Source organism: Actinotalea soli (assembly GCF_017565425.1).
GTDB lineage: Bacteria > Actinomycetota > Actinomycetes > Actinomycetales > Cellulomonadaceae > Actinotalea > Actinotalea soli.
Genome location: NZ_JAGEMK010000003.1, coordinates 90,179 through 109,137, shown reverse-complemented (window position 1 = coordinate 109,137; position 18,959 = coordinate 90,179). Strand labels below are relative to the sequence as shown.

Here is an 18,959-nt window from a genome sequence, read left to right as displayed (position 1 = left end):
TCGTCGTCATCTCGTGTCAGACGCTGGGATACCCCTGGGTATCCCGCGTTCTGACACGAGGTTGGGAGGTGGGCGGGCGAGTCAGAAGCGGCGCAGGAGGCGCTTCTCGACGACGCCGATGAGGGCGTCGGTGAGCTTGCCGATGAGCGCGAGCATCACGAGGGCGAGCAGGATCCTGTCGGTCCGGCCGTTGTTCGCCGAGTCCATCAGGAGGAAGCCCAGACCCATCGAGGAGGCGATGAGCTCGGCCGCCACCAGGAACAGCCACGACTGGGCCAGGGCCAGTCGCAGGCCCGAGACCACGGCCGGCGTCGCGGCGGGGAGCTGGACCCGGAGCAGCAGCGAGGTCCCGCGCAGGCCGTAGGCCCGGCCGGCCTCGACGAGGTGCTGGTCGACGTGCCTCAGGGCCGAGGCGACGGTGGTGTAGACGGGAAAGAAGGCGCCGATCGCGATGAGCGTGACCTTGGAGTCCTCGTTGATGCCCATCCACAGGATGAGCAGCGGCACCCAGCCGAGCGAGGGCACCGCGCGGACCGCCCCGAAGGTCCCGCTCAGCAGGGCGTCGCCGAGCCGTGAGAGGCCGACCAGGGCGCCCACCGCGAGCCCGAGCACAGACCCGAGGGCGAAGCCGAGGAGGACGCGCTGGGTCGAGATCTGGAGGTGCTCCCACAACGTCGGCCCCACCTCCCAGGTCGCGAGCTCGACGGCGGCCTGCCAGACGGCGGTCGGGGCCGGCAGCTGGTGCGGGGCGAACACCCCCAGCACCGAGGTCGCGAGCTGCCAGAGGGCCAGCAGCAGGGCCGGCACGACGAGGCCGAGGCCCACCCGTCCCCAACGGGTGGCGAGAGGGTTCCACCGGCGGGCCGGGGACGGGCGTCCTGTGTCGCCGGAGGACGGGTCGACGGGCTGGTCGCCCCTCGTGTCGAACTGGTTCAACGCGCGGAGCGGCCTGCCGTCCTTGTCGACGACGGGTCCGGTCCCGGTGCTCCCGAGGATCGTCATGATCGGCTCCTTCTGCCCCTGCTCGACGTGCGGTGGGTCGATCCCGTGCCAGGAGGTCAGGCGCCCGGAGGCCCACCGCCTCCCGGCACGGGATCAGGTCGCGGTCAGTCCGCGATGGTCGACGGGTCCGCCGCGGAGGCGAAGGTGTCGTCGAACAGGGTGTCGAGGGCCTCGTCGATCTGGTCCTGCGAGGAGACGTCCCCCGAGTCGACGAAGATCGGCCCGACCACCTCGAGGACCTCGCGCTGGGCGTCGCCCGGGACCGGGTCCAGGTCGATCACGGTGCGCTCGATGATGACCTTCTCGGCGATCTCGAGGTCGATGCCTGCGACGTCCGCGAGGATCTGGGCCGTCTCCTCGGGGTTCTCCAGGGCCCAGGCCCGGGCCTTCTCGTAGGCGTCGAGCACGACCTGGGCGAGGTCGGGGGACTCCTCGATGAAGGACTCGGTCGCGTTGAGGAAGCCGTAGGTGTTGAAGTCGATGTTGCGGTAGATCAGCTCGGTACCGCCGTTGACCTCGCTGTCGGCCATGATCGGGTCCAGGCCGGCCCACGCCTCGACCGAGCCGTTCTCGAGGGCCACGCGGCCGTCGGCGTGCTGCAGGTTCTGCACCTCGACGTCGCCCAGCTCGAGGCCGTGCTCCTCGAGGGTCTGCAGCAGGAAGAAGTACGGGTCGGTGCCCTTGGTCGCGGCGATCGACCGACCGGCGAGGTCCTCGACGGACTCGATGTCGGAGTCGGTCGGGACGACGATCGCGGCCCACTCGGGCTGGGTGTAGATCCCGATGGTCTGGATCGGCGACCCGTTCGCGCGGGCCAGCAGCGCGGCCGAGCCAGCCGTGGAGCCGACGTCGATCGCGTCGGCACGCAGGGCCTCGTTGGCCTTGTTCGAGCCCGCCGACTGGGTCCAGGTGACGGTGACCTCCTCGCCGAGGGTCTCCTCGAGCCAACCCTCCTCCTTGATGATGAGGCTGAGCGGGTTGTAGGTCGCGAAGTCGATGTCGAGGGTGTCGGCGCTCCAGCCGCCCTCGGTGGTCGTGCCGGGGGCGGGGGCGTCGTCGGTGGTCGCCGAACCCTCACCGGCAGCGCAGCTGCTGAGCATCAGGGCGGCGACGGCGGTCGTCGCGGTGACGGACAGTGCGGTGCGGATCCTCATGAGGGTCCCTCTCGTGGTGGTCGTGCTGGTGGGTCGCGCGGCCGGTCGGCCGTGCGAGGTGCGGGGGTGGTGCCGGACCACGGCGCGGTGGGTCACGGCGTCGGGGTGGTCTGGTGGTGGGCATGGACGCCGAGGCCCTCGAGGAGCCCGGCGCGCAGGTGTGCGAGCTCGGCGTCGCCACGGTCGCGCGGCCGGGTGCCGGGGACCGTGACGATCGTGCGGACCGTGCTCGCCGTGCCGCGAGGTGCCCCCTCGGGCCGACCGAGGAGCACGACGCGGTCAGCCAGGTAGAGGGCCTCGTCGACGTCGTGGGTGACCAGGACGACGGTCGTCGGCTCGGCGGCGTGCACGTCGAGGAGCAGGTCCTGCATGCGCAGGCGGGTCAGGGCGTCGAGGGCACCGAAGGGCTCGTCGAGGACGAGGACGCCGGGGTTGCGGGCCAGGGCGCGGGCGAGGGAGGTCCGCTGGGCCATGCCGCCGCTGATCTGGCGCGGGCGGTACTGGGTGCACTCGCCCAGACCGACCAGCTCGAGCAGCTCGGCGACCCGCTGGCGGCCCGCGGCCTTGTCCGTGCCGCGCGGGAGCCCGAGGGCCACGTTCTGGGCCAGGGTCCGCCAGGGCAGCAGGCGGGGCTCCTGGAACGCGACCGCGGAGCGCTCGTCGGTGCCGCGCACGGGCGTCCCGTCGACGAGGATCTGCCCGGCTGTCGGGGTGTCGAGACCGCTGATCTGGCGCAGGAGCGTCGACTTGCCGCAGCCCGAGGCACCGATCAGGGCGACGATCTCGCCGGCCTCGACCTCGAGGTCGACCCCGGCCAGGACGGGGGTGTCGCGCCCGCCGCGGTCACGGGCCGGGAAGGTCCGGCCGACGTCGCGGATCGAGACCGGGTGCGCGGGGTGGGTCCGGACGGTGGTGGGGGAGGTGATCGCCATGAGAGGTCCTCGGAGACGGCGCGACCGACGCAGCGCGACGAGGCTCCAGGGCAGGGGGCCGGCCGGCTCACCGGGCACGGGGATGCGTGCGGGCGGGGCGGGGGAGGTGCGCTGGCCACCTAGGTCCGTCGTCGGACCGGACGTCTGCTCGGGCTCGGGGGAGCGGGCAGCGCGTCAGGCGCCAGCGCGTGGCATGCAGCCACACATCGAGGGCAGCATCGGCCGCGCCATCGTCATGTCACGGTGACAGAGCATCGGCGCAGGCCTCCTTCCCTCGTAGGTCCCACCCAGTGAGACGGTTCGTTCAGTCCTTAAGACTGCGCTGTGACGGTAACCGTGTCGGCGGCCGTGTGGCAAGGGGTGGACAACGAACTGCTCACATGCCGAGACGACGAGAGCCCGCCTCCGAGGAGGCGGGCTCGAGGACCGGTCGGTCCAGGTGCGCCGGTGGCGGTGGGACGCCGGCGCCGGGCGCAAGGCTCAGATGTAGATGGCCGGGTCCTCGACCAGGTCGGCCACGGGCGAGTGCTGGGGGCGCTGCCGCACGACGGCCGGGACCCCGACCGCGACGGACCCCGGCGGGACGTCCTTGACGACGACCGCGTTGGCGCCGATCTGGGCGCCGTCCCCGATCCACACGGGGCCGAGGATCTTGGCCCCGGCCCCCACCACCACGCCGTCCCCCAGCGTCGGGTGCCGCTTGCCCCGGCGCATGGCCCGGCCGCCCAGGGTCGCTCCGTGGAAGAGCACGACGTCGTCGCCCACCAGGGAGGTCTCGCCGACGACGACACCCATCCCGTGGTCGATGAACAGACGCCGACCGAGCTGGGCCCCCGGGTGGATCTCGATCCCCGTCGCCGCCCGCACCGCCTGCGAGAGCAGGCGGGCGGGCAGGCGCAGGCCTGGCTCGCGCCACATGCGGTGCGCGACACGGTGCGCCCACACGGCGTGGACCCCCGGGTAGCCCAGGGCCACCTCGGTGCGCGACCGAGCGGCGGGGTCCCGTCGTCGGGCGGCGTCGAGGTCCTCACCCAGGAGGGCGAGGAAGCGGCGCAGGCGCAGCATGCGGGTTCAGTCCAGGAGGTCGGCGTAGAGGATCGACGTCAGGTAGCGCTCGCCGAAGGACGGCACGACGACGACGATCAGCTTGCCCGCGTTCTCGGGGCGCTTGGCCACCTCGACCGCGGCGTGGATCGCGGCACCCGAGGAGAGCCCGACCAGCAGGCCCTCGCGGGCCGCCGTGTCCCGGGCGACCCGCACCGAGGTCTCGGCGTCCACGTCGATGACCTCGTCGTAGACCGAGGTGTCGAGGATCTCGGGCACGAAGTTCGCGCCGATGCCCTGGATCTTGTGCGGGCCGGGCTGGCCCCCGTTGAGGATCGGGGACTCGGCCGGCTCGACGGCGATGATCTGCACACCGGGCTTGCGCTCCTTGAGCACCTGCCCCACGCCCGTGATGGTGCCGCCCGTGCCGATGCCCGCCACGACGATGTCGACCGCGCCGTCGGTGTCCGCCCAGATCTCCTCGGCGGTCGTCGCGCGGTGGATCGCCGGGTTCGCCTCGTTGGCGAACTGCCGGGCCAGGACGGCCCCCGGACGCTGGCCGACGATCTCCTCGGCCTTGGCCACGGCGCCCTTCATGCCCTCGGCCCCCGGGGTGAGCACGAGCTCGGCACCGAAGGCCCGCAGCAGGGCTCGACGCTCCTTGGACATCGTCTCGGGCATGGTCAGCACGACGTCGTAGCCCCGTGCGGCGCCGACCATCGCGAGGGCGATGCCGGTGTTGCCGCTGGTGGCCTCGACCACCGTGCCGCCTGCGGGCAGCTGGCCCGAGGCCTCGGCGGCGTCGATGATCGCCACGCCGATGCGGTCCTTGACCGAGTTCGCCGGGTTGTAGAACTCGAGCTTGGCGGCGACGGTCGCGCCGGCGCCCTCGGTCACGCGGTTGAGGCGGACCAGAGGGGTGTTGCCAACGAGCGCGGTCACGTCGTCGTAGATGCGGGCCATGGAAGTCCTCGTCTCACTGGGCGCCTGGGGCGCGGTGGTCGTCGGGTGGAACGGTCGTCCGGGCGTGGGCATTCCACCTGGACGATCTTGCAGGGTCCTGCCTCGGGCTGCAGGTCGGCGCCGGGGGCGCGCACGGGGCCGAGCGCTGGTGGGCCGTCGCGGGACGGCAGGGTGACCGCAGGGGTCAGGGCCAGCGCTCTACAGACACCGACACGACGGGGCGCCGACCACGGCGCGCACCAGGACGGAGGTGGCGAGGGTCATCGCTGGTCCTTCCGTCGTCGTGGGATGACTGACGCTAGCGGCTAGGACGCGCCGTCGGCAATGACGACGGTCCGTGGAGCGGGCGACGGGAATCGAACCCGCGTAGCCAGTTTGGAAGACTGGGGCTCTACCATTGAGCTACGCCCGCACTGCCCCCGGTCACCCGAGGACGGCGCGCACCAGGGTACCCGGTGCAGGCCGGTGCCCACGCCCGAGCGCCGGGGGGCCGTAGCCGCCCCGGCGCCCGAGAGCCTGGGTCTGCGTCCAGGCCGACCTCGCGGTCCCGCTCGGTCGGGACCGGAGGACGGCGTCAGGCTGCGATCCGGCCGAGGCCCGTGAACTCCCAGCCCGCGGCCCGCCACGCCTGGGCGTCGAGCTTGCCGCGGGCGTCGATCACCCGGGCGGTGGCCGTGAGGGCCGCGAGGCGCCCGGCGTCCAGCGCGACCAGCTCGGGCCACTCGGTCAGCAGCAGCACCACGTCGGTGCCCTGGACGGCGTCCTCGGCCGAGGCCGCGTAACCGAGGGTCGGGAAGGTCCGGCGGGCGGTGTCCGAGGCCTGCGGGTCGAAGACCGTCACCTGGGCGCCCCGCAGGTGCAGGGCCGCGGCGACGTTGAGCGCGGGGGAGTCGCGCACGTCGTCGGTGTCGGGCTTGAACGCTGCCCCGAGCACGCCGATGCGCCGGTTCAGGACCGAGCCGCCGCAGGCCTCCGTCGCCATGGCGATCACGCGCTCGCGCTGGCCCATGTTGATCTCGTCCACCTGCTGGAGCAGCCGCGAGGCGTGGTGCGCCCCGAGCTCGCCCGCACGGTGCATCAGGGCCCGGATGTCCTTGGGCAGGCAGCCGCCGCCGAAACCGAGACCTGCGTCGAGGAACTGCCGACCGATCCGCACGTCGTGCCCCAGGGCGTCAGCCAGGACGGTCACGTCGGCCCCCGCCGCCTCGCAGACCCCGGCGATCGCGTTGATGAAGGAGATCTTGGTCGCGAGGAAGGCGTTGGCGCTGACCTTGACCAGCTCGGCCGTCGGGAGGTCGCAGCTGATGAAGGGGGCTCCCTCGGCCACGGGCTGGGCGTAGACCGTGCGCAGCAGCTCCTCGGCGCGGGCGCTGGCCCCGCCGACGACGACGCGGTCCGGGTGCAGGGTGTCCTGGACGGCCTTGCCCTCGCGCAGGAACTCGGGGTTCCAGACCAGCTCGGCCCGCACCCCCGCCGGTGCGGTCTCGGCGAGGAGCCCACGGAGCCGGCTGGCGGTCCCCACGGGCACGGTCGACTTGCCGACGATGAGTGCGTCCCCGACGAGGTTCTCGGCCACCGCGCGGACCGCGGCCTCCACGTGGCTCAGGTTCGCCGCATGGCTCGTGGCCTGCTGGGGCGTCCCCACGCACACGAAGTGCACGTCGGAGGAGGCCACGGCGTCGGCGACGTCGGAGGTGAAGCGCAGGCGACCGCTCTCGACCTGCTCGACCAGGAGCTCGTCGAGCCCGGGCTCGTAGAACGGCACCTTGCCCAGGCTCAGGGCCGCGACCTTGGTGGGGTCGGTGTCGAAACCGACGACCTGGAAGCCCAGGGCGGCCATCGCGGCGGCGTGGGTGGCACCGAGGTAGCCGGTGCCGATGACGCTGAGCCGTGGCGGCTGCGTGGCCTTGGCCGAGGTGCGGGAGGTGGACTTGCGGGCAGGAGCAGGACGGTCAGGCACAGGAGCCTCCAGTGGGTGCGGTGGTGCAGGTGCGGCCGGTGACGGACCGCGGCTGAGTGGTTCGGGTGGTCGTGCGGGTGGTAGAGCGTCGGGGCTGACGGGGGTCGAGGACGGCCCTCGCCCCGACGGACCCGCTCATGGCCGGGCCCCGGCGGTGGCTGCTGCCTCGGGGGTCGCGGTCGGTGCCGGGGCCCGGGCCGTCTCCTCGTCCCCGGTGGGGTCCGTGCCCTCGTCGTCCTCCGCGCCCTCGCGCTCCGAGGCCGTGGCGTCCTCGGCCGGTGCCCCGTCCTCGCCGGCGGGTCGGCCGGCCTCCGGTCCTGCGTCCTCGTCCTCTGTGGAGGAGTCGGCCGGAAGGCCAGGGGACGCGGCGGTCCCCACCTCGGCGGGAGGGGCCTCGACCGGTGCCGATGCCGCGGCGACCGCAGGGAAGGGCGAGCCGCCCATCCGCGTGCGGGGGTCCGCGAGGCCGCGCACGAAGGACGCGAGGGAGTCCCGCCGCGAGTCGACCCGCCAGTCGTTGGTCACCCGCTCACCACCCGAGTAGGTCGTGACCGCGAGGTTGAACCAGGCGAACCCCAGGACGTCGGCGTTCTTGGGCTGGGTGAGCCCCTCGAAGAAGCTCGTCACCCACGCCGGCTTCTGCCCGCCGACCTCGGAGGCGCCGATCTCGGCCAGGAGGATGGGCTTGTCGGTCAGGTCACGGAGCTGGTCCAGGCTGCGGTCGAAGGTGTACGAGAAGGTCGGCGTCTGGTCCGCGCGGTACGGCGGCCGGTAGTACCCCGAGAGTCCCACCCAGTCGACGTACTCGTCCCCGGGGTACAGGCGCTCGAGGGTCGCGGGGCCCTGGAGGGCCGCGGGCAGGTTGTTGACGATGTTGGGAGCCCAGATCCAGATGACGAGGTCCCCTGCGCCCTCCTCCTCGAAGATGTCGTGCACGTGGCGCCACATCTCGACGAAGTCGCCCTCGCTGTTGCCGTTGATCGAGTTGCCCTGGCCGTCGACCTCCGACCACGGGTACCAGACGCCGTTCATCTCGTGGTTGAGGCGGATCCCCAGCGGCAGACCGAGGGCGGCGACGTCGCGGGCGTACCGGCGCAGGTAGCTGTCGAACTCACCGTCGATGATCTTGGGCAGCGAGTAGTCGGGCTCGTTGACCTGGTCGTTCGCGGCCGAGAAGGGGCGGGACTCCCAGGTCAGCACGGGGAGCATCTCCCGCTCCCAGGCGCGGGTCACGGCGTGCGGCCGGAAGTTGCGGTCCCAGCCGTCGAAGTAGCCGACGAGGTCCGGAAGGACCCCCGTCTTGCTGGCGACGTCGTCGAAGACGGCCCAGTTGAAGGGGGACTGCGCGGTGTACATCCCGTAGTAGCGCTCCGAGGGGGACACGAGCTCGGCCTTGGAGGGCGCGGTCACGGGCTTGGGCTTCGGCGTGCCGGGCTTGCCCGGCGTGGCGGGAGGGGTGCTCGGCCCGTCGGGCAGGGGCGGGTTGCTCGGGTTGGCAGGTCCGTCCGAGGACGAGGCCCCGCCCCCCGGCGCGCCCGAGGAGTCCGGGGCGCCCGAGGAGCTGGTGCCCGACCCGGAGAAGCCCGCGGTCGTGGTGCCTGCGCCCGAGGACCCGGAGTCACCGGACCGGGACCCCGACCGCGAGGTCGCCGGCGGCGCGAGCAGCGCGCCGGAGTCCTTGCCCTCCTGGGGCCCTTCGAGCAGCGCGACGTAGTCGCTCTCGTCCTGGGCGTCGAGCTCGGCTCGGAGCTGGGCGACCTCGGCGCGCAGGCGCTCCTCCTCGGTCATCTCGACGCTGAGGAGCTCGTCGGCCGAGCTGATGTCGATCGTGGGCGAGGTCCACACGACGGCGGTGACGAGGAGCAGGCTCAGGGCGACCGCAGCCGTGCCGATCTTCCCCTTGGCGCTCAGGCCTGAGCTGGTCCACCACTGGCTCGGGTGGAACTGGGTGGTCGTGGTCTCAGACATAGAGGAGTGCCTCCAGGAAGAAGATCGTGAAGCCGATCAGGTACGGGATGCCGGCGAGCGGGTTCCACCGCCGGGACTTCGCGGGGGCGGTGGCCGGAGCCGGGGCCGTGCGCGTCTCGCGCCGGGTACGGGTCGCGACGGCGACCCCGTCCAGGCCGGGGGCGGCACGGTCCCCCGCAGGGGCGGGGGCCGGGTCGGTGCCGCGTGCGACGACCGGCCGGTCGACCACGTCCACGGGTGCGTCCTGGCTGAGCCCTTCGAGCTCGTCCAGCAGGGCGTCGCTGGAGCGGTCCGTGACGGGCTCGACCCCACCGCCCGCGTACGCCCCGGCCCGGGTGCCCCAGCCGCTCACGTGGCCCAGGCGGAAGAAGCCGATCAGGCGCACCGGCATGAGGAAGAAGGTCGCGGTGATGATGAAGATCGGCAGGCGGAAGAAGTCCGAGGGCTTCTCCTGCAGGTGGCGGATCTGGCGGATCGACATGCTCAGCACGGAGGAGGCGATCATGAGCCCGATCACCCACACCCAGCCCACCTGGGTGCCGTAGGTCTCGAGGATGGCCTGGTAGAAGTTGATCCCGGTGCCCGACACGGCGCGGTAGATCCAGCCGACGATGGTCCCGATGAGCAGGAACGGCAGCAGGATGTCGGCGATGAAGAAGACCGCCAGCCAGGGCGCGTGCCCGAGCATCCACGGCATCATCCGCAGGGTGTTGTACTGCGACCCCCGCGACCACCGCAGCTGCTGCTTGAAGAGCTTCTTGATCTTGAGCGGGGCGTCCGTGTAGACGAGGCTCGTGTGCTGGTAGACCGTCCGGTACCCCTCCTTGAGGGTCAGGTTCGTCAGCGTGCGGTCGTCCGAGACCTCGAGGAAGACACCCAGGAACTTCTCCGTCATGAACCGGTCCATGACGCGGATGAGGATGTTGCGGCGGAAGGCGATCGTGCGGCCGGGCAGGCAGCCGACCTGCCCGAGGACGCTCTGCGCCGGCATCGAGTAGAGCGAGCGCGTGTTCTCGAGCCAGTCCGCCCACCGGGTGATCCAGCTGCGCTCGGGCTCGAGGATGCGCTGACGGGTCGTGACCCCGCCGACGCGGTCGTCGGCGAAGGGCTTGACCAGCTCCTCGAGGGCGCCCGGGGTCCAGACGGTGTCGGAGTCGACCAGGACGGTGATGTCGTACCGCGACAGCTCGGTGCCGATCTTGACGGCGTTGCGCTTGCCGGGGATCGGCGTGTGCACCCACCGGACGAGCGGGGTGAACTCCTCGCACACCGCCTCGAGGACGGGGTTGCGGGCCCCGTTGATCACCACGATGATCTCGCCCGGCTGCTGCTCGACCATGCGGCCGAGGACGTCGCGGAAGAGGTCCTCGGGCTCGTCGACGACGGGCACGACGACGCTGGTCGTCTCGTGGTGCGCGGCCACGAACGGGCGGTACCGCCGGGACAGGACGACCTTGAGGATCCAGAGCAGCCAGACCAGGGCGGAGAAGGCCGCGAACAGGTAGTACTCGTTGCTGTCGCCGAGCATGTGCCGCACTTGCAGCAGGAAGATGAACACAGGGGTCCCCTCGCGGGCCGGAGTTGCTGGTGGGTTCTCTCGGCGCCGTCGGCGAGGGGGGTCGGGCAGGGCCCGGGCAGAGGTCAGTCGAGGCAGGCAGTGGCTCGTCGTGACCGGTCCCGCCCGGTGGACCCTGGCGGTGTCACACATCCTGTGACCCCGGGTCGAGGAACTCAAGACGCAGGTCAAGGCATGAATCGGGTGATCTTGAGGGGGTGTCCGGATCGGCCGTTTAGTCCTCGGGCAAATCAGGACAGTTCGCGTGCCTGTTCACGCAGATGGAGCACAGAGTTAACTCCAGCATGTGAGATCGATCTTGGGAGGGCGGCGGCCGTCGGCCCGGGGAAGGGCAGGAGTCGGGCGGGATCTCCTCGGCATCCGAGGCCACCGGCGGCACCGGGCGCCGTCCGGCGACGGTGCGGGTCGCTGCTGGCCGCGGATGCGGGCGGCTAGGCTGCTCGGGCACGGGATGTGGCGCAGGTTGGTAGCGCGTCCGCTTTGGGAGCGGAAGGTCGCAGGTTCAAATCCTGTCATCCCGACCCAGTGCCGGTGCGGGCCCCACGGCGGCGAGGTCGGCGCCGCGCACGGGCGTGCCGTAGGATCGACGGGCCGTGCGCGCCGCTCCTGCGTGCCTGCACGCCCCTGGAGAGCGGGGATCGGCGAACGGTCCTCGCTCCCGCACCGCCGGGAGGACCCGGTGGAGACGATCCGAGCCGTTGGAGACCACTGCTGTGAAGAGCGCCGTCGAGACCATCGATGCCACCACGGTCAAGCTGACCGTCGAGGTGTCCCACGACGAGCTGAAGCCGAGCATCGACCACGCGTACCAGCACATGGGCTCGCAGGTTCAGATCCCCGGCTTCCGCAAGGGCAAGGTCCCGCCGCGCATCCTCGACCAGCGGGTCGGCCGCGCAGCCGTCATCGAGCACGCCGTCAACGACGGGATGGCCGGCTTCTACCGCCAGGCCGTGACCGAGGCGGACCTGCGCCCGCTGGGCCAGCCCGAGATCGAGGTCACCGAGATCCCTGCGCTCACCGACCCCGAGGGTGGCCTGAGCTTCACCGCGCAGGTCGAGGTGCGTCCTGAGATCGAGCTCCCCGCCCTGGACTCCCTCACCCTCACGGTCGACGACGTCGAGGTCACCGAGGCCGACGTCGACGCGCGCCAGGACGCGCTGCGCGAGCGCTTCGGCACCCTGGTGGGCATCGACCGGCCGGCCGTCGAGGGCGACTACGTCGTGCTGGACCTCAAGGCCACCATCGACGGCGAGGAGGTCGACTCCGTCAGCGGGATCTCCTACCAGATCGGCGCGGGCAACATGCTCGAGGGGCTCGACGACGCCCTCGTCGGGCTCTCGGCCGGGGAGACCACGACCTTCGAGAGCGCCCTCGCCGGGGGGGACCGCGAGGGCCAGAACGCCCAGGTCACGGTGACCGCCACCTCCGTCAAGGAGCGCGAGCTCCCCGCGGCCGACGACGAGTTCGCCCAGCTCGCGAGCGAGTTCGACACGATCGACGAGCTCCGTGCGGACCTGCGCGAGCAGGCCAGCAAGGCCAAGGCCTCCGACCAGGCGGTCCAGGCCCGGGACCTGCTCCTCGAGAAGCTCCAGGGTGACCTCGAGATCCCGATCCCGAACGGGGTCGTCGAGGCCGAGGTGCACCGCCACCTCGAGTCCGAGAGCCGCCTCGAGGACGAGGAGCACCGCACCGAGGTGACGGAGCAGGCGCGCGAGGCCCTCGCGACGCAGATCCTCCTGGACACCCTCGCCGAGAAGCTCGAGGTCAAGGTGGCCCAGAACGAGCTGCTCGAGTACCTGGTGAACGCCTCGCGGCAGTACCAGATGGACCCGAACACCTTCATCAAGACGGTCGACGAGCAGGGCCAGATCCCGGCGATGGTCGCCGAGGTCGGCCGCTCCAAGGCCGTGGCCGTGGCGCTGCGCCAGGTCAAGGTCGTCGACGGCTCGGGAGCCGAGGTCGACCTGACCGAGTTCATCGGCTCCGACGAGGACGATGCCCAGGACGCCGTCGCGGCGGCGCAGGCCGAGGTCGAGGCCGCTGTCGCCGCCGCCCAGGCCGAGGCCGACGGGCCCGCCGAGGACGTCCCGGCCGAGGAGGACGAGGCCGCCAAGGCCTGAGCGAGGCTCCTCGCTCCGCACGCAGGGCCCCGGACGCTCGTCGGCCGGGGCCCTGCGGCGTCACCGGAGCAGCTCGAGGGAGGCCCGCGACGGGTGCGCGGCGCGTGCGCCGTCAGCGAAACGGCCCCGCCGGGGCCCGACCCGCCGCGCGCAGCGCGTTAGGGTCGCTGGACACGTTGAGGACCCGGGCCACAGCCGCCCGGGGCAGGCTGGACGAGGGAGAGCCGTGAACGAGATGACAGGCCACGCACAGCCCCCGCGCGCCGCGCGGGGAGACGCTTCGGGCATGGGCCTGAACGACACGATCTACAACCGTCTGCTGCGCGAGCGCATCATCTGGCTCGGCTCGGAGGTCCGTGACGAGAACGCCAACGCGATCTGCGGGCAGCTCATGCTGCTCGCGGCGGAGGACCCCGAGAAGGACATCTTCCTCTACATCAACTCCCCGGGCGGCTCGATCACGGCCGGGATGGCGATCTACGACACGATGCAGTTCATCCAGCCCGACGTCGCTACCGTCGCGATGGGCATGGCGGCCTCGATGGGGCAGTTCCTGCTCTCCTCGGGGGCGAAGGGCAAGCGCTACGCCACCCCGCACTCGCGGGTCATGATGCACCAGCCCTCGGGCGGGATCGGTGGCACGGCCACCGACGTCCGCATCCACGCCGAGCTCATCCTGCACATGAAGAAGGTGCTCGCCGAGCTCATCGCCGAGCAGACCGGCAAGACGGTCGACCAGATCAACGCCGACTCCGACCGGGACCGGTGGTTCACGGCCCCCGAGGCGCTCGAGTACGGCTTCATCGACCACGTCGTCACCCATGCCGGATCGGTCAGCGGAGGCGGCGGCACCGGCTCCTGAGCCGAGCCCCCGCAGCCCACCCAGACATCGAGGAGCACCCCGTGAGCACCGAGCACCAGTTCATCTCCCGCGCGTCGGCCCTCGCCGGCGGCTTCGGCAGGGCAGCCTCGCCCGCCGGCGCCCCCGCGATGCCGCACGGCGCGCCGTCCTCGCGCTACGTCCTGCCCCAGTTCGAGGAGCGCACCGCCTACGGCTTCAAGCGCCAGGACCCGTACACCAAGCTCTTCGAGGACCGCATCATTTTCCTCGGCGTGCAGGTCGACGACGCCTCGGCGGACGACGTCATGGCCCAGCTCCTCGTCCTCGAGAGCCAGGACCCGGACCGCGACATCATCCTGTACATCAACTCGCCCGGCGGCTCCTTCACGGCCATGACGGCGATCTACGACACGATGCAGTACATCAAGCCCGAGATCCAGACCGTGTGCCTCGGGCAGGCGGCCTCGGCCGCGGCGGTGCTGCTCGCGGCCGGGGCGCCGGGCAAGCGCCTGGCGCTGCCCAACGCCCGCGTGCTGATCCACCAGCCCGCCCTCGAGGGGGGTGGCTACGCGCAGGCCTCGGACATCGAGATCCACGCCAACGAGCTGATCCGCATGCGTGAGTGGCTCGAGGACACGATCGCTCAGCACACGGGTCGTGACGTCGCCCAGGTGCGCCAGGACATCGAGCGGGACAAGATCCTCAGCGCAGCACAGGCCCTCGACTACGGCCTGGTCGACCAGGTCCTCGAGAGCCGCAAGACGGCCCAGCCGAAGGCCTGAGCCCGTCCGGTCCGGGCCTCGCAGCACGACGCGGGGCCCGGACCGGGTGAAGGACACGCCCGGTCCGGCCGGTCGTGCTGACAGCAGGACCACCGTGGTGTGCAATGGTGGAGGTGAGGGCCGCCGTCGGCGGCCCCGGGAAGGAGAGTGCAGTGGCACGCATCGGAGACGGCGCGGACCTGCTCAAGTGCTCCTTCTGCGGCAAGAGCCAGAAGCAGGTCAAGAAGCTCATCGCAGGCCCAGGGGTCTACATCTGCGACGAGTGCATCGACCTGTGCAACGAGATCATCGAGGAGGAGCTGGCCGAGGCCACCGAGGTGGGCATGGTCGAGCTGCCCAAGCCCCGCGAGATCTTCGACTTCCTCGAGCAGTACATCATCGGCCAGTCGCCCGCCAAGCGGTCCCTCGCGGTCGCGGTCTACAACCACTACAAGCGGGTCCAGGCCGGTGAGGCTGCCAAGGGCGACGCCGAGCAGGTCGAGCTCGCCAAGTCCAACATCCTGCTCATCGGGCCGACCGGGTGCGGCAAGACGTACCTCGCCCAGACCCTCGCGAAGATGCTCAACGTCCCGTTCGCGATCGCCGACGCCACGGCCCTCACGGAGGCCGGCTACGTGGGCGAGGACGTCGAGAACATCCTCCTCAAGCTGATCCAGGCCGCTGACTACGACGTCAAGAAGGCTGAGACCGGGATCATCTACATCGACGAGGTCGACAAGATCGCCCGCAAGAGCGAGAACCCGTCGATCACCCGCGACGTCTCGGGCGAGGGCGTGCAGCAGGCCCTCCTCAAGATCCTCGAGGGCACGACGGCGTCGGTCCCGCCGCAGGGCGGGCGCAAGCACCCGCACCAGGAGTTCATCCAGATCGACACGACGAACGTCCTGTTCATCGTCGCGGGGGCCTTCGCCGGTCTCGACGAGATCATCACCTCTCGGGCCGGCCGGCGCGGCATCGGCTTCGGCGCCCCGCTCCACTCGGCGGACGACACCGACGTCTACGGGGAGGTCATGCCCGAGGACCTGCTCAAGTTCGGGCTCATCCCCGAGTTCATCGGCCGTGTCCCCGTGATCACCACGGTGTCCCCGCTGGACCGCTCGGCCCTGGTGCGGATCCTCAGCGAGCCGCGCAACGCCCTCGTCAAGCAGTATCAGCGGATGTTCGAGATCGACGGCGTCGAGCTCGAGTTCACCCCCGACGCCCTCGACGCGATCGCCGACCAGGCCCTGCTCCGCGGGACAGGGGCCCGCGGGTTGCGGGCGATCCTCGAAGAGGTCCTCCAGCAGGTCATGTTCGACGTGCCGAGCCGTGACGACGTCGCGCGGGTGGTCGTGGACCGCGACGTCGTGCTCGAGAACGTCAACCCCACGATCGTGCCCCGCGAGAAGGACGCCAAGCGCACGCCGCGGGAGAAGTCGGCCTGAGCAGGCCCGTCCTCGGGTCAGCGGCCCTGCGGGGTGGCGTTCTGCGCCCCGGTGAACCAGGGTGGAGAGGGAACGACAGGTCGGCGTAGCCGCCGGCCTCCTCGATCCGATCGTGAGGTGCTCGATGAAGCTCGACTCGCTCAAGCCGCTGCTGGACCACCGCGGCCCCCTGACCACCGTGAGCCTGGACGTGACCCGGGCGGACGAGGCCGGGGACCGTGACGTCAAGAACCGCTGGCAGGGGCTTCGTCGCTCCCTCGAGCAGGACGGGGCTCCCGAGGCCACCCTCGCCGCCGTCGCCGAGGCGGTGCTGCGGCCCACCCACGTGCCCGGTCGCCACGGACGCTTCGTCGTCGCGGCGGGGGAGAAGATCCTCTTCGACCGGGTCCTCGCGGACGCCCCGGCCCGGGACGAGGCCTTCCACGACGGGGTCCCCGCCCTGATGCCAGCCGCCCAGGCCGCGGACGAGGCCGTGCGCTACCTGCTCGTCGAGGTCGACCGGCAGGGCGCCGACCTCTCCTGGTCGGGCACCGACAGCCATCGGCCCGACGAGCAGCTCGAGCACGTCGAAGGTGACCACGACGTGCTGCACAAGGTGCGGGCAGGGGGATGGTCCCACCGCCGCATGCAGTCGCGGGTCGAGGACTCCTGGGAGCGCAACGCCGAGGCTGTCGCGACCGAGCTGGACCGCGCGGTCGTCGAGCACCGACCTGAGCTCGTCATGATCACCGGGGACGTCCGGGCCGTCGCGCTCATCCGCGACGCGGTCGGGCGCCCGACCTCCGAGATCCTCGTGGACGTGCCCGGCGGGTCCCGGGCCGACGGCGTCAAGGAGGATGCCTTCGCCGAGAACCTGCACCGCGTGGTCGAGGCCTACCGCGCGCGACGCCGGGAGGGCGTCGCCGACCGGCTGCGCGAGGGCCTCGGACGCGGTGCCGGCGCCGTCACCTCGCTCGGGGACGTCCTGGACGTCCTGCGGCGTGGGCAGGTCTCCGAGCTCGTGATCCTCGAGGACGCGGCGGGCGCACCGGCCCAGCTCGGCGACGGCGAGCTCTGGGTCGGCCCTGGTCCTCTCGAGATCGCCGCGCGGCGGTCCGAGCTCGACGCGCTCGGGGTACGCGAGGAGGACGCCCGGCAGATGCGGTCAGACGTCGCGATCCTGCGCGCCGCCCTCGCTCAGGACGCCGGGGTCACGTTCGCCCTCGAGGGGAGCGTGGACCTGGTGGACGGCGTGGCCGCCCTGCTGCGCTGGTCCGACGCAGCGACCCCTCACGAGGCCGCACCGAGCTACACCGAGGACTCCCACCGTCAGGGTCACCACTGATCGCGGACCGTTCCTGACCTGCGGCGGGTCGGCCGGTCCCTGCCGTCCGACCCGCCGCCGTCGTGGGCCTAGCGCGCGTACAGCGCGTCGATCTCCTCGGTGAAGTCGCGCAGGACCGCAGCCCGGCGGATCTTCAAGGAGGGCGTGAGGTAGCCGTTCGCCTCGGTGAAGTCGGCCGGGAGCACGGTGATCTTGCGGATCGACTCGGCGCGGGAGACCGCCTCGTTGGTGCGCTCGACGGCACGGTCGAGGGCTGCGAGGACAGCGTTGCTCCGTGCAGCGGTCGCGAGGTCCATCGGCGGGAGGTCGTGCCCCGCGAGCCACCCCGGCAGCATCTCGGCGTCCAGGGTCACCAGGGCGCCGATGAACGGCCGACCGTCCCCGACGACCACGACCTGGCTCACCAGCGGGTGGCCCCGCAGCCGGTCCTCGAGCATCGCGGGGGCGACGTTCTTCCCGCCCGCGGTGACGATGATCTCCTTGCTGCGACCGGTGATGGTCAGGTAGCCGTCCGCGTCGAGGCTGCCGAGGTCCCCTGTGCGGAACCATCCCTCGCGCAGGGCCTCGGCCGTGGCCTCGGGGTTGTTGTGGTAGCCGCGGAAGACGTGCGCCCCGCTCACCTCGATCTCCCCGCCCTCGGCGATACGGACCGCCGCCCCGGGGAAGGGCGGGCCGACCGTGCCGATGCGGGTCGCGCCGGGACGGTTGACCGCGGTCGGCGCCGTGGTCTCGGTCAGGCCGTACCCCTCGAGGACCTGCAGGCCCAGACCTCGGAAGAAGTGCCCGAGGCGCTCGCCCAGGGGAGCCCCGCCGGAGACCGCGTACTCGGCGGCCCCTCCGAGGGCGGCCCGGAGCCGGCTCAGCACCAGCCGGTCGGCGAGGGCGTGCTGGGCACGCAGACCGATGCCGGGGCCCCCGGGCTCGTCCTGGGCCCGGGAGAAGGAGATGGAGGTCTGGGCGGCCCACCGGAACAGCCGCAGCCGTACCGGGCTCGCCGCAGCCTTCTGCTCGGCCGAGTTGTAGACCTTCTCGAAGACCCGGGGGACGCTGAGGATGAAGGTCGGCCGGAAGGTGCCGAGGTCCGCGATGAGGTTCTTGGTGTCTGCCGTGTGGCCGAGCACGGCCCCCGAGGGGATGCAGAGCACCTGGATGAACCGGGCGAAGACGTGGGCGAGCGGCATGAAGAGCAGGGTGCGCGACCCCGGGGCGACGACCTCGCCCAGGCCGGCCACCCCCTCGAGGGTCAGGCTGACGAAGTTGCCGTGGGTGAGCTCGACCCCCTTGGGGCGGCCCGTCGTCCCCGAGGTGTAGATGATCGTCGCGAGGTCGTCCATCCCGGCGAGGGCACTGCGGCGCTCGATCTCCTCCTCGTCGACCGTGCGGCCCTCGGTCACGAGGGTCGCCACGGCGTTCTCGTCGATCACGAGCACGTCCTGGAGGGTCGTGAGCCCTGTCCGGGCGGTCTCGGTGACGGCGGCATGGGCGGCCGTCTCGACCACGGCGAGCCGGACCCCCGCGTCGGAGAGGATCCAGGCCACCTGCTCGGCCGACGAGGTCTCGTAGACGGGCACAGGGACCGCGCCGACGGCCCAGACCGCGAAGTCGAGCAGGGTCCACTCGTACCGGGTCCGGCTCATGATGGAGACCCTGTCGCCCGGCTCCACGCCCCGGGCGACCAGGCCCTTGGCCACCGCGGTGACCTCGTCGACGAAGGACCGGGTGCTCATCGGCGTCCAGGCCGAGCCCAGGGCCGAGCTCCGCTCGACGAGGGTGCTGTCCGGGGCGCGCTCGAGCCGCGCGGCGAGCAACCCGGGTATCGACATCGCCGGGTCGGTCGTGATCAGGCTCGGGGAGTGGTTCTCCTGCACC

At 71.8% G+C, this 18,959-nt stretch carries 14 protein-coding genes and 2 tRNA genes; 6 read left to right on the top strand and 10 right to left on the bottom strand.

Going from position 1 to position 18,959, the window contains the following annotated elements; all coding sequences use genetic code 11:
* Window positions 1–81: 81 nt before the first annotated feature.
* The 9 genes from J4G33_RS07380 to J4G33_RS07340 form a co-directional block, all read right to left on the bottom strand.
* Window positions 82–1,002 (bottom strand): ABC transporter permease, encoded by a 921-nt coding sequence (locus J4G33_RS07380; protein ID WP_208055305.1) that lies wholly within the window; start codon window positions 1,000–1,002, stop codon window positions 82–84.
* Window positions 1,003–1,106: 104 nt separating this feature from the next.
* Complete coding sequence (locus tag J4G33_RS07375) at window positions 1,107–2,156, bottom strand: aliphatic sulfonate ABC transporter substrate-binding protein (RefSeq protein ID WP_208055304.1); 1,050 nt, start codon at window positions 2,154–2,156, stop codon at window positions 1,107–1,109.
* A gap of 92 nt (window positions 2,157–2,248) precedes the next feature.
* The gene (locus J4G33_RS07370; RefSeq protein WP_208055303.1) at window positions 2,249–3,088 is read right to left on the bottom strand and encodes an ABC transporter ATP-binding protein; all 840 of its coding nucleotides are present in this window, start codon (window positions 3,086–3,088) and stop codon (window positions 2,249–2,251) included.
* A gap of 480 nt (window positions 3,089–3,568) precedes the next feature.
* Window positions 3,569–4,153 (bottom strand): serine O-acetyltransferase EpsC, encoded by a 585-nt coding sequence (gene epsC, locus J4G33_RS07365; RefSeq protein ID WP_208055302.1) that lies wholly within the window; start codon window positions 4,151–4,153, stop codon window positions 3,569–3,571.
* A 6-nt stretch (window positions 4,154–4,159) separates the two neighbouring features.
* Window positions 4,160–5,095 (bottom strand): cysteine synthase A, encoded by a 936-nt coding sequence (gene cysK / locus J4G33_RS07360; protein ID WP_208055301.1) that lies wholly within the window; start codon window positions 5,093–5,095, stop codon window positions 4,160–4,162.
* A 338-nt stretch (window positions 5,096–5,433) separates the two neighbouring features.
* Window positions 5,434–5,507 (bottom strand) — tRNA-Gly (locus tag J4G33_RS07355).
* Between the two features lie 162 nt (window positions 5,508–5,669).
* Window positions 5,670–7,055 carry a UDP-glucose dehydrogenase family protein gene (locus J4G33_RS07350; protein WP_208055300.1) on the bottom strand — a complete coding sequence of 462 codons (1,386 nt, stop codon included), beginning with the start codon at window positions 7,053–7,055 and terminating at the stop codon, window positions 5,670–5,672.
* Window positions 7,056–7,190: 135 nt separating this feature from the next.
* On the bottom strand, window positions 7,191–9,023 hold the full coding sequence (locus J4G33_RS07345) for a glycoside hydrolase family 26 protein (protein ID WP_208055299.1): 1,833 nt from the start codon (window positions 9,021–9,023) through the stop codon (window positions 7,191–7,193).
* Window positions 9,016–10,581, bottom strand: coding sequence for a glycosyltransferase (locus J4G33_RS07340; protein ID WP_208055298.1), 1,566 nt, complete (start codon window positions 10,579–10,581; stop codon window positions 9,016–9,018). Before J4G33_RS07340 ends, J4G33_RS07345 begins: the two co-directional genes overlap by 8 nt.
* A gap of 465 nt (window positions 10,582–11,046) precedes the next feature.
* Here J4G33_RS07340 and J4G33_RS07335 point away from each other — a divergent pair.
* The 6 genes from J4G33_RS07335 (at window position 11,047) to J4G33_RS07310 (ending at window position 17,090) form a co-directional block, all read left to right on the top strand.
* Window positions 11,047–11,120, top strand: a tRNA-Pro gene (locus J4G33_RS07335).
* Window positions 11,121–11,312: 192 nt separating this feature from the next.
* The gene (gene tig, locus J4G33_RS07330; protein WP_208055297.1) at window positions 11,313–12,719 is read left to right on the top strand and encodes a trigger factor; all 1,407 of its coding nucleotides are present in this window, start codon (window positions 11,313–11,315) and stop codon (window positions 12,717–12,719) included.
* A 286-nt stretch (window positions 12,720–13,005) separates the two neighbouring features.
* Window positions 13,006–13,581 (top strand): ATP-dependent Clp protease proteolytic subunit, encoded by a 576-nt coding sequence (locus J4G33_RS07325; RefSeq protein WP_243758767.1) that lies wholly within the window; start codon window positions 13,006–13,008, stop codon window positions 13,579–13,581.
* A 41-nt stretch (window positions 13,582–13,622) separates the two neighbouring features.
* Window positions 13,623–14,342 (top strand): ATP-dependent Clp protease proteolytic subunit, encoded by a 720-nt coding sequence (locus J4G33_RS07320; RefSeq protein ID WP_307793798.1) that lies wholly within the window; start codon window positions 13,623–13,625, stop codon window positions 14,340–14,342.
* 152 nt (window positions 14,343–14,494) lie between these two features.
* Window positions 14,495–15,766 carry an ATP-dependent Clp protease ATP-binding subunit ClpX gene (gene clpX, locus J4G33_RS07315; protein ID WP_208055296.1) on the top strand — a complete coding sequence of 424 codons (1,272 nt, stop codon included), beginning with the start codon at window positions 14,495–14,497 and terminating at the stop codon, window positions 15,764–15,766.
* A 124-nt stretch (window positions 15,767–15,890) separates the two neighbouring features.
* Complete coding sequence (locus tag J4G33_RS07310) at window positions 15,891–17,090, top strand: baeRF2 domain-containing protein (protein WP_208055295.1); 1,200 nt, start codon at window positions 15,891–15,893, stop codon at window positions 17,088–17,090.
* Window positions 17,091–17,158: 68 nt separating this feature from the next.
* Here J4G33_RS07310 and J4G33_RS07305 read toward each other — a convergent pair whose 3' ends face one another.
* On the bottom strand, window positions 17,159–18,958 hold the full coding sequence (locus J4G33_RS07305; protein ID WP_208055294.1) for an AMP-dependent synthetase/ligase: 1,800 nt from the start codon (window positions 18,956–18,958) through the stop codon (window positions 17,159–17,161).
* Between the last annotated feature and the right edge of the window lies 1 nt (window position 18,959).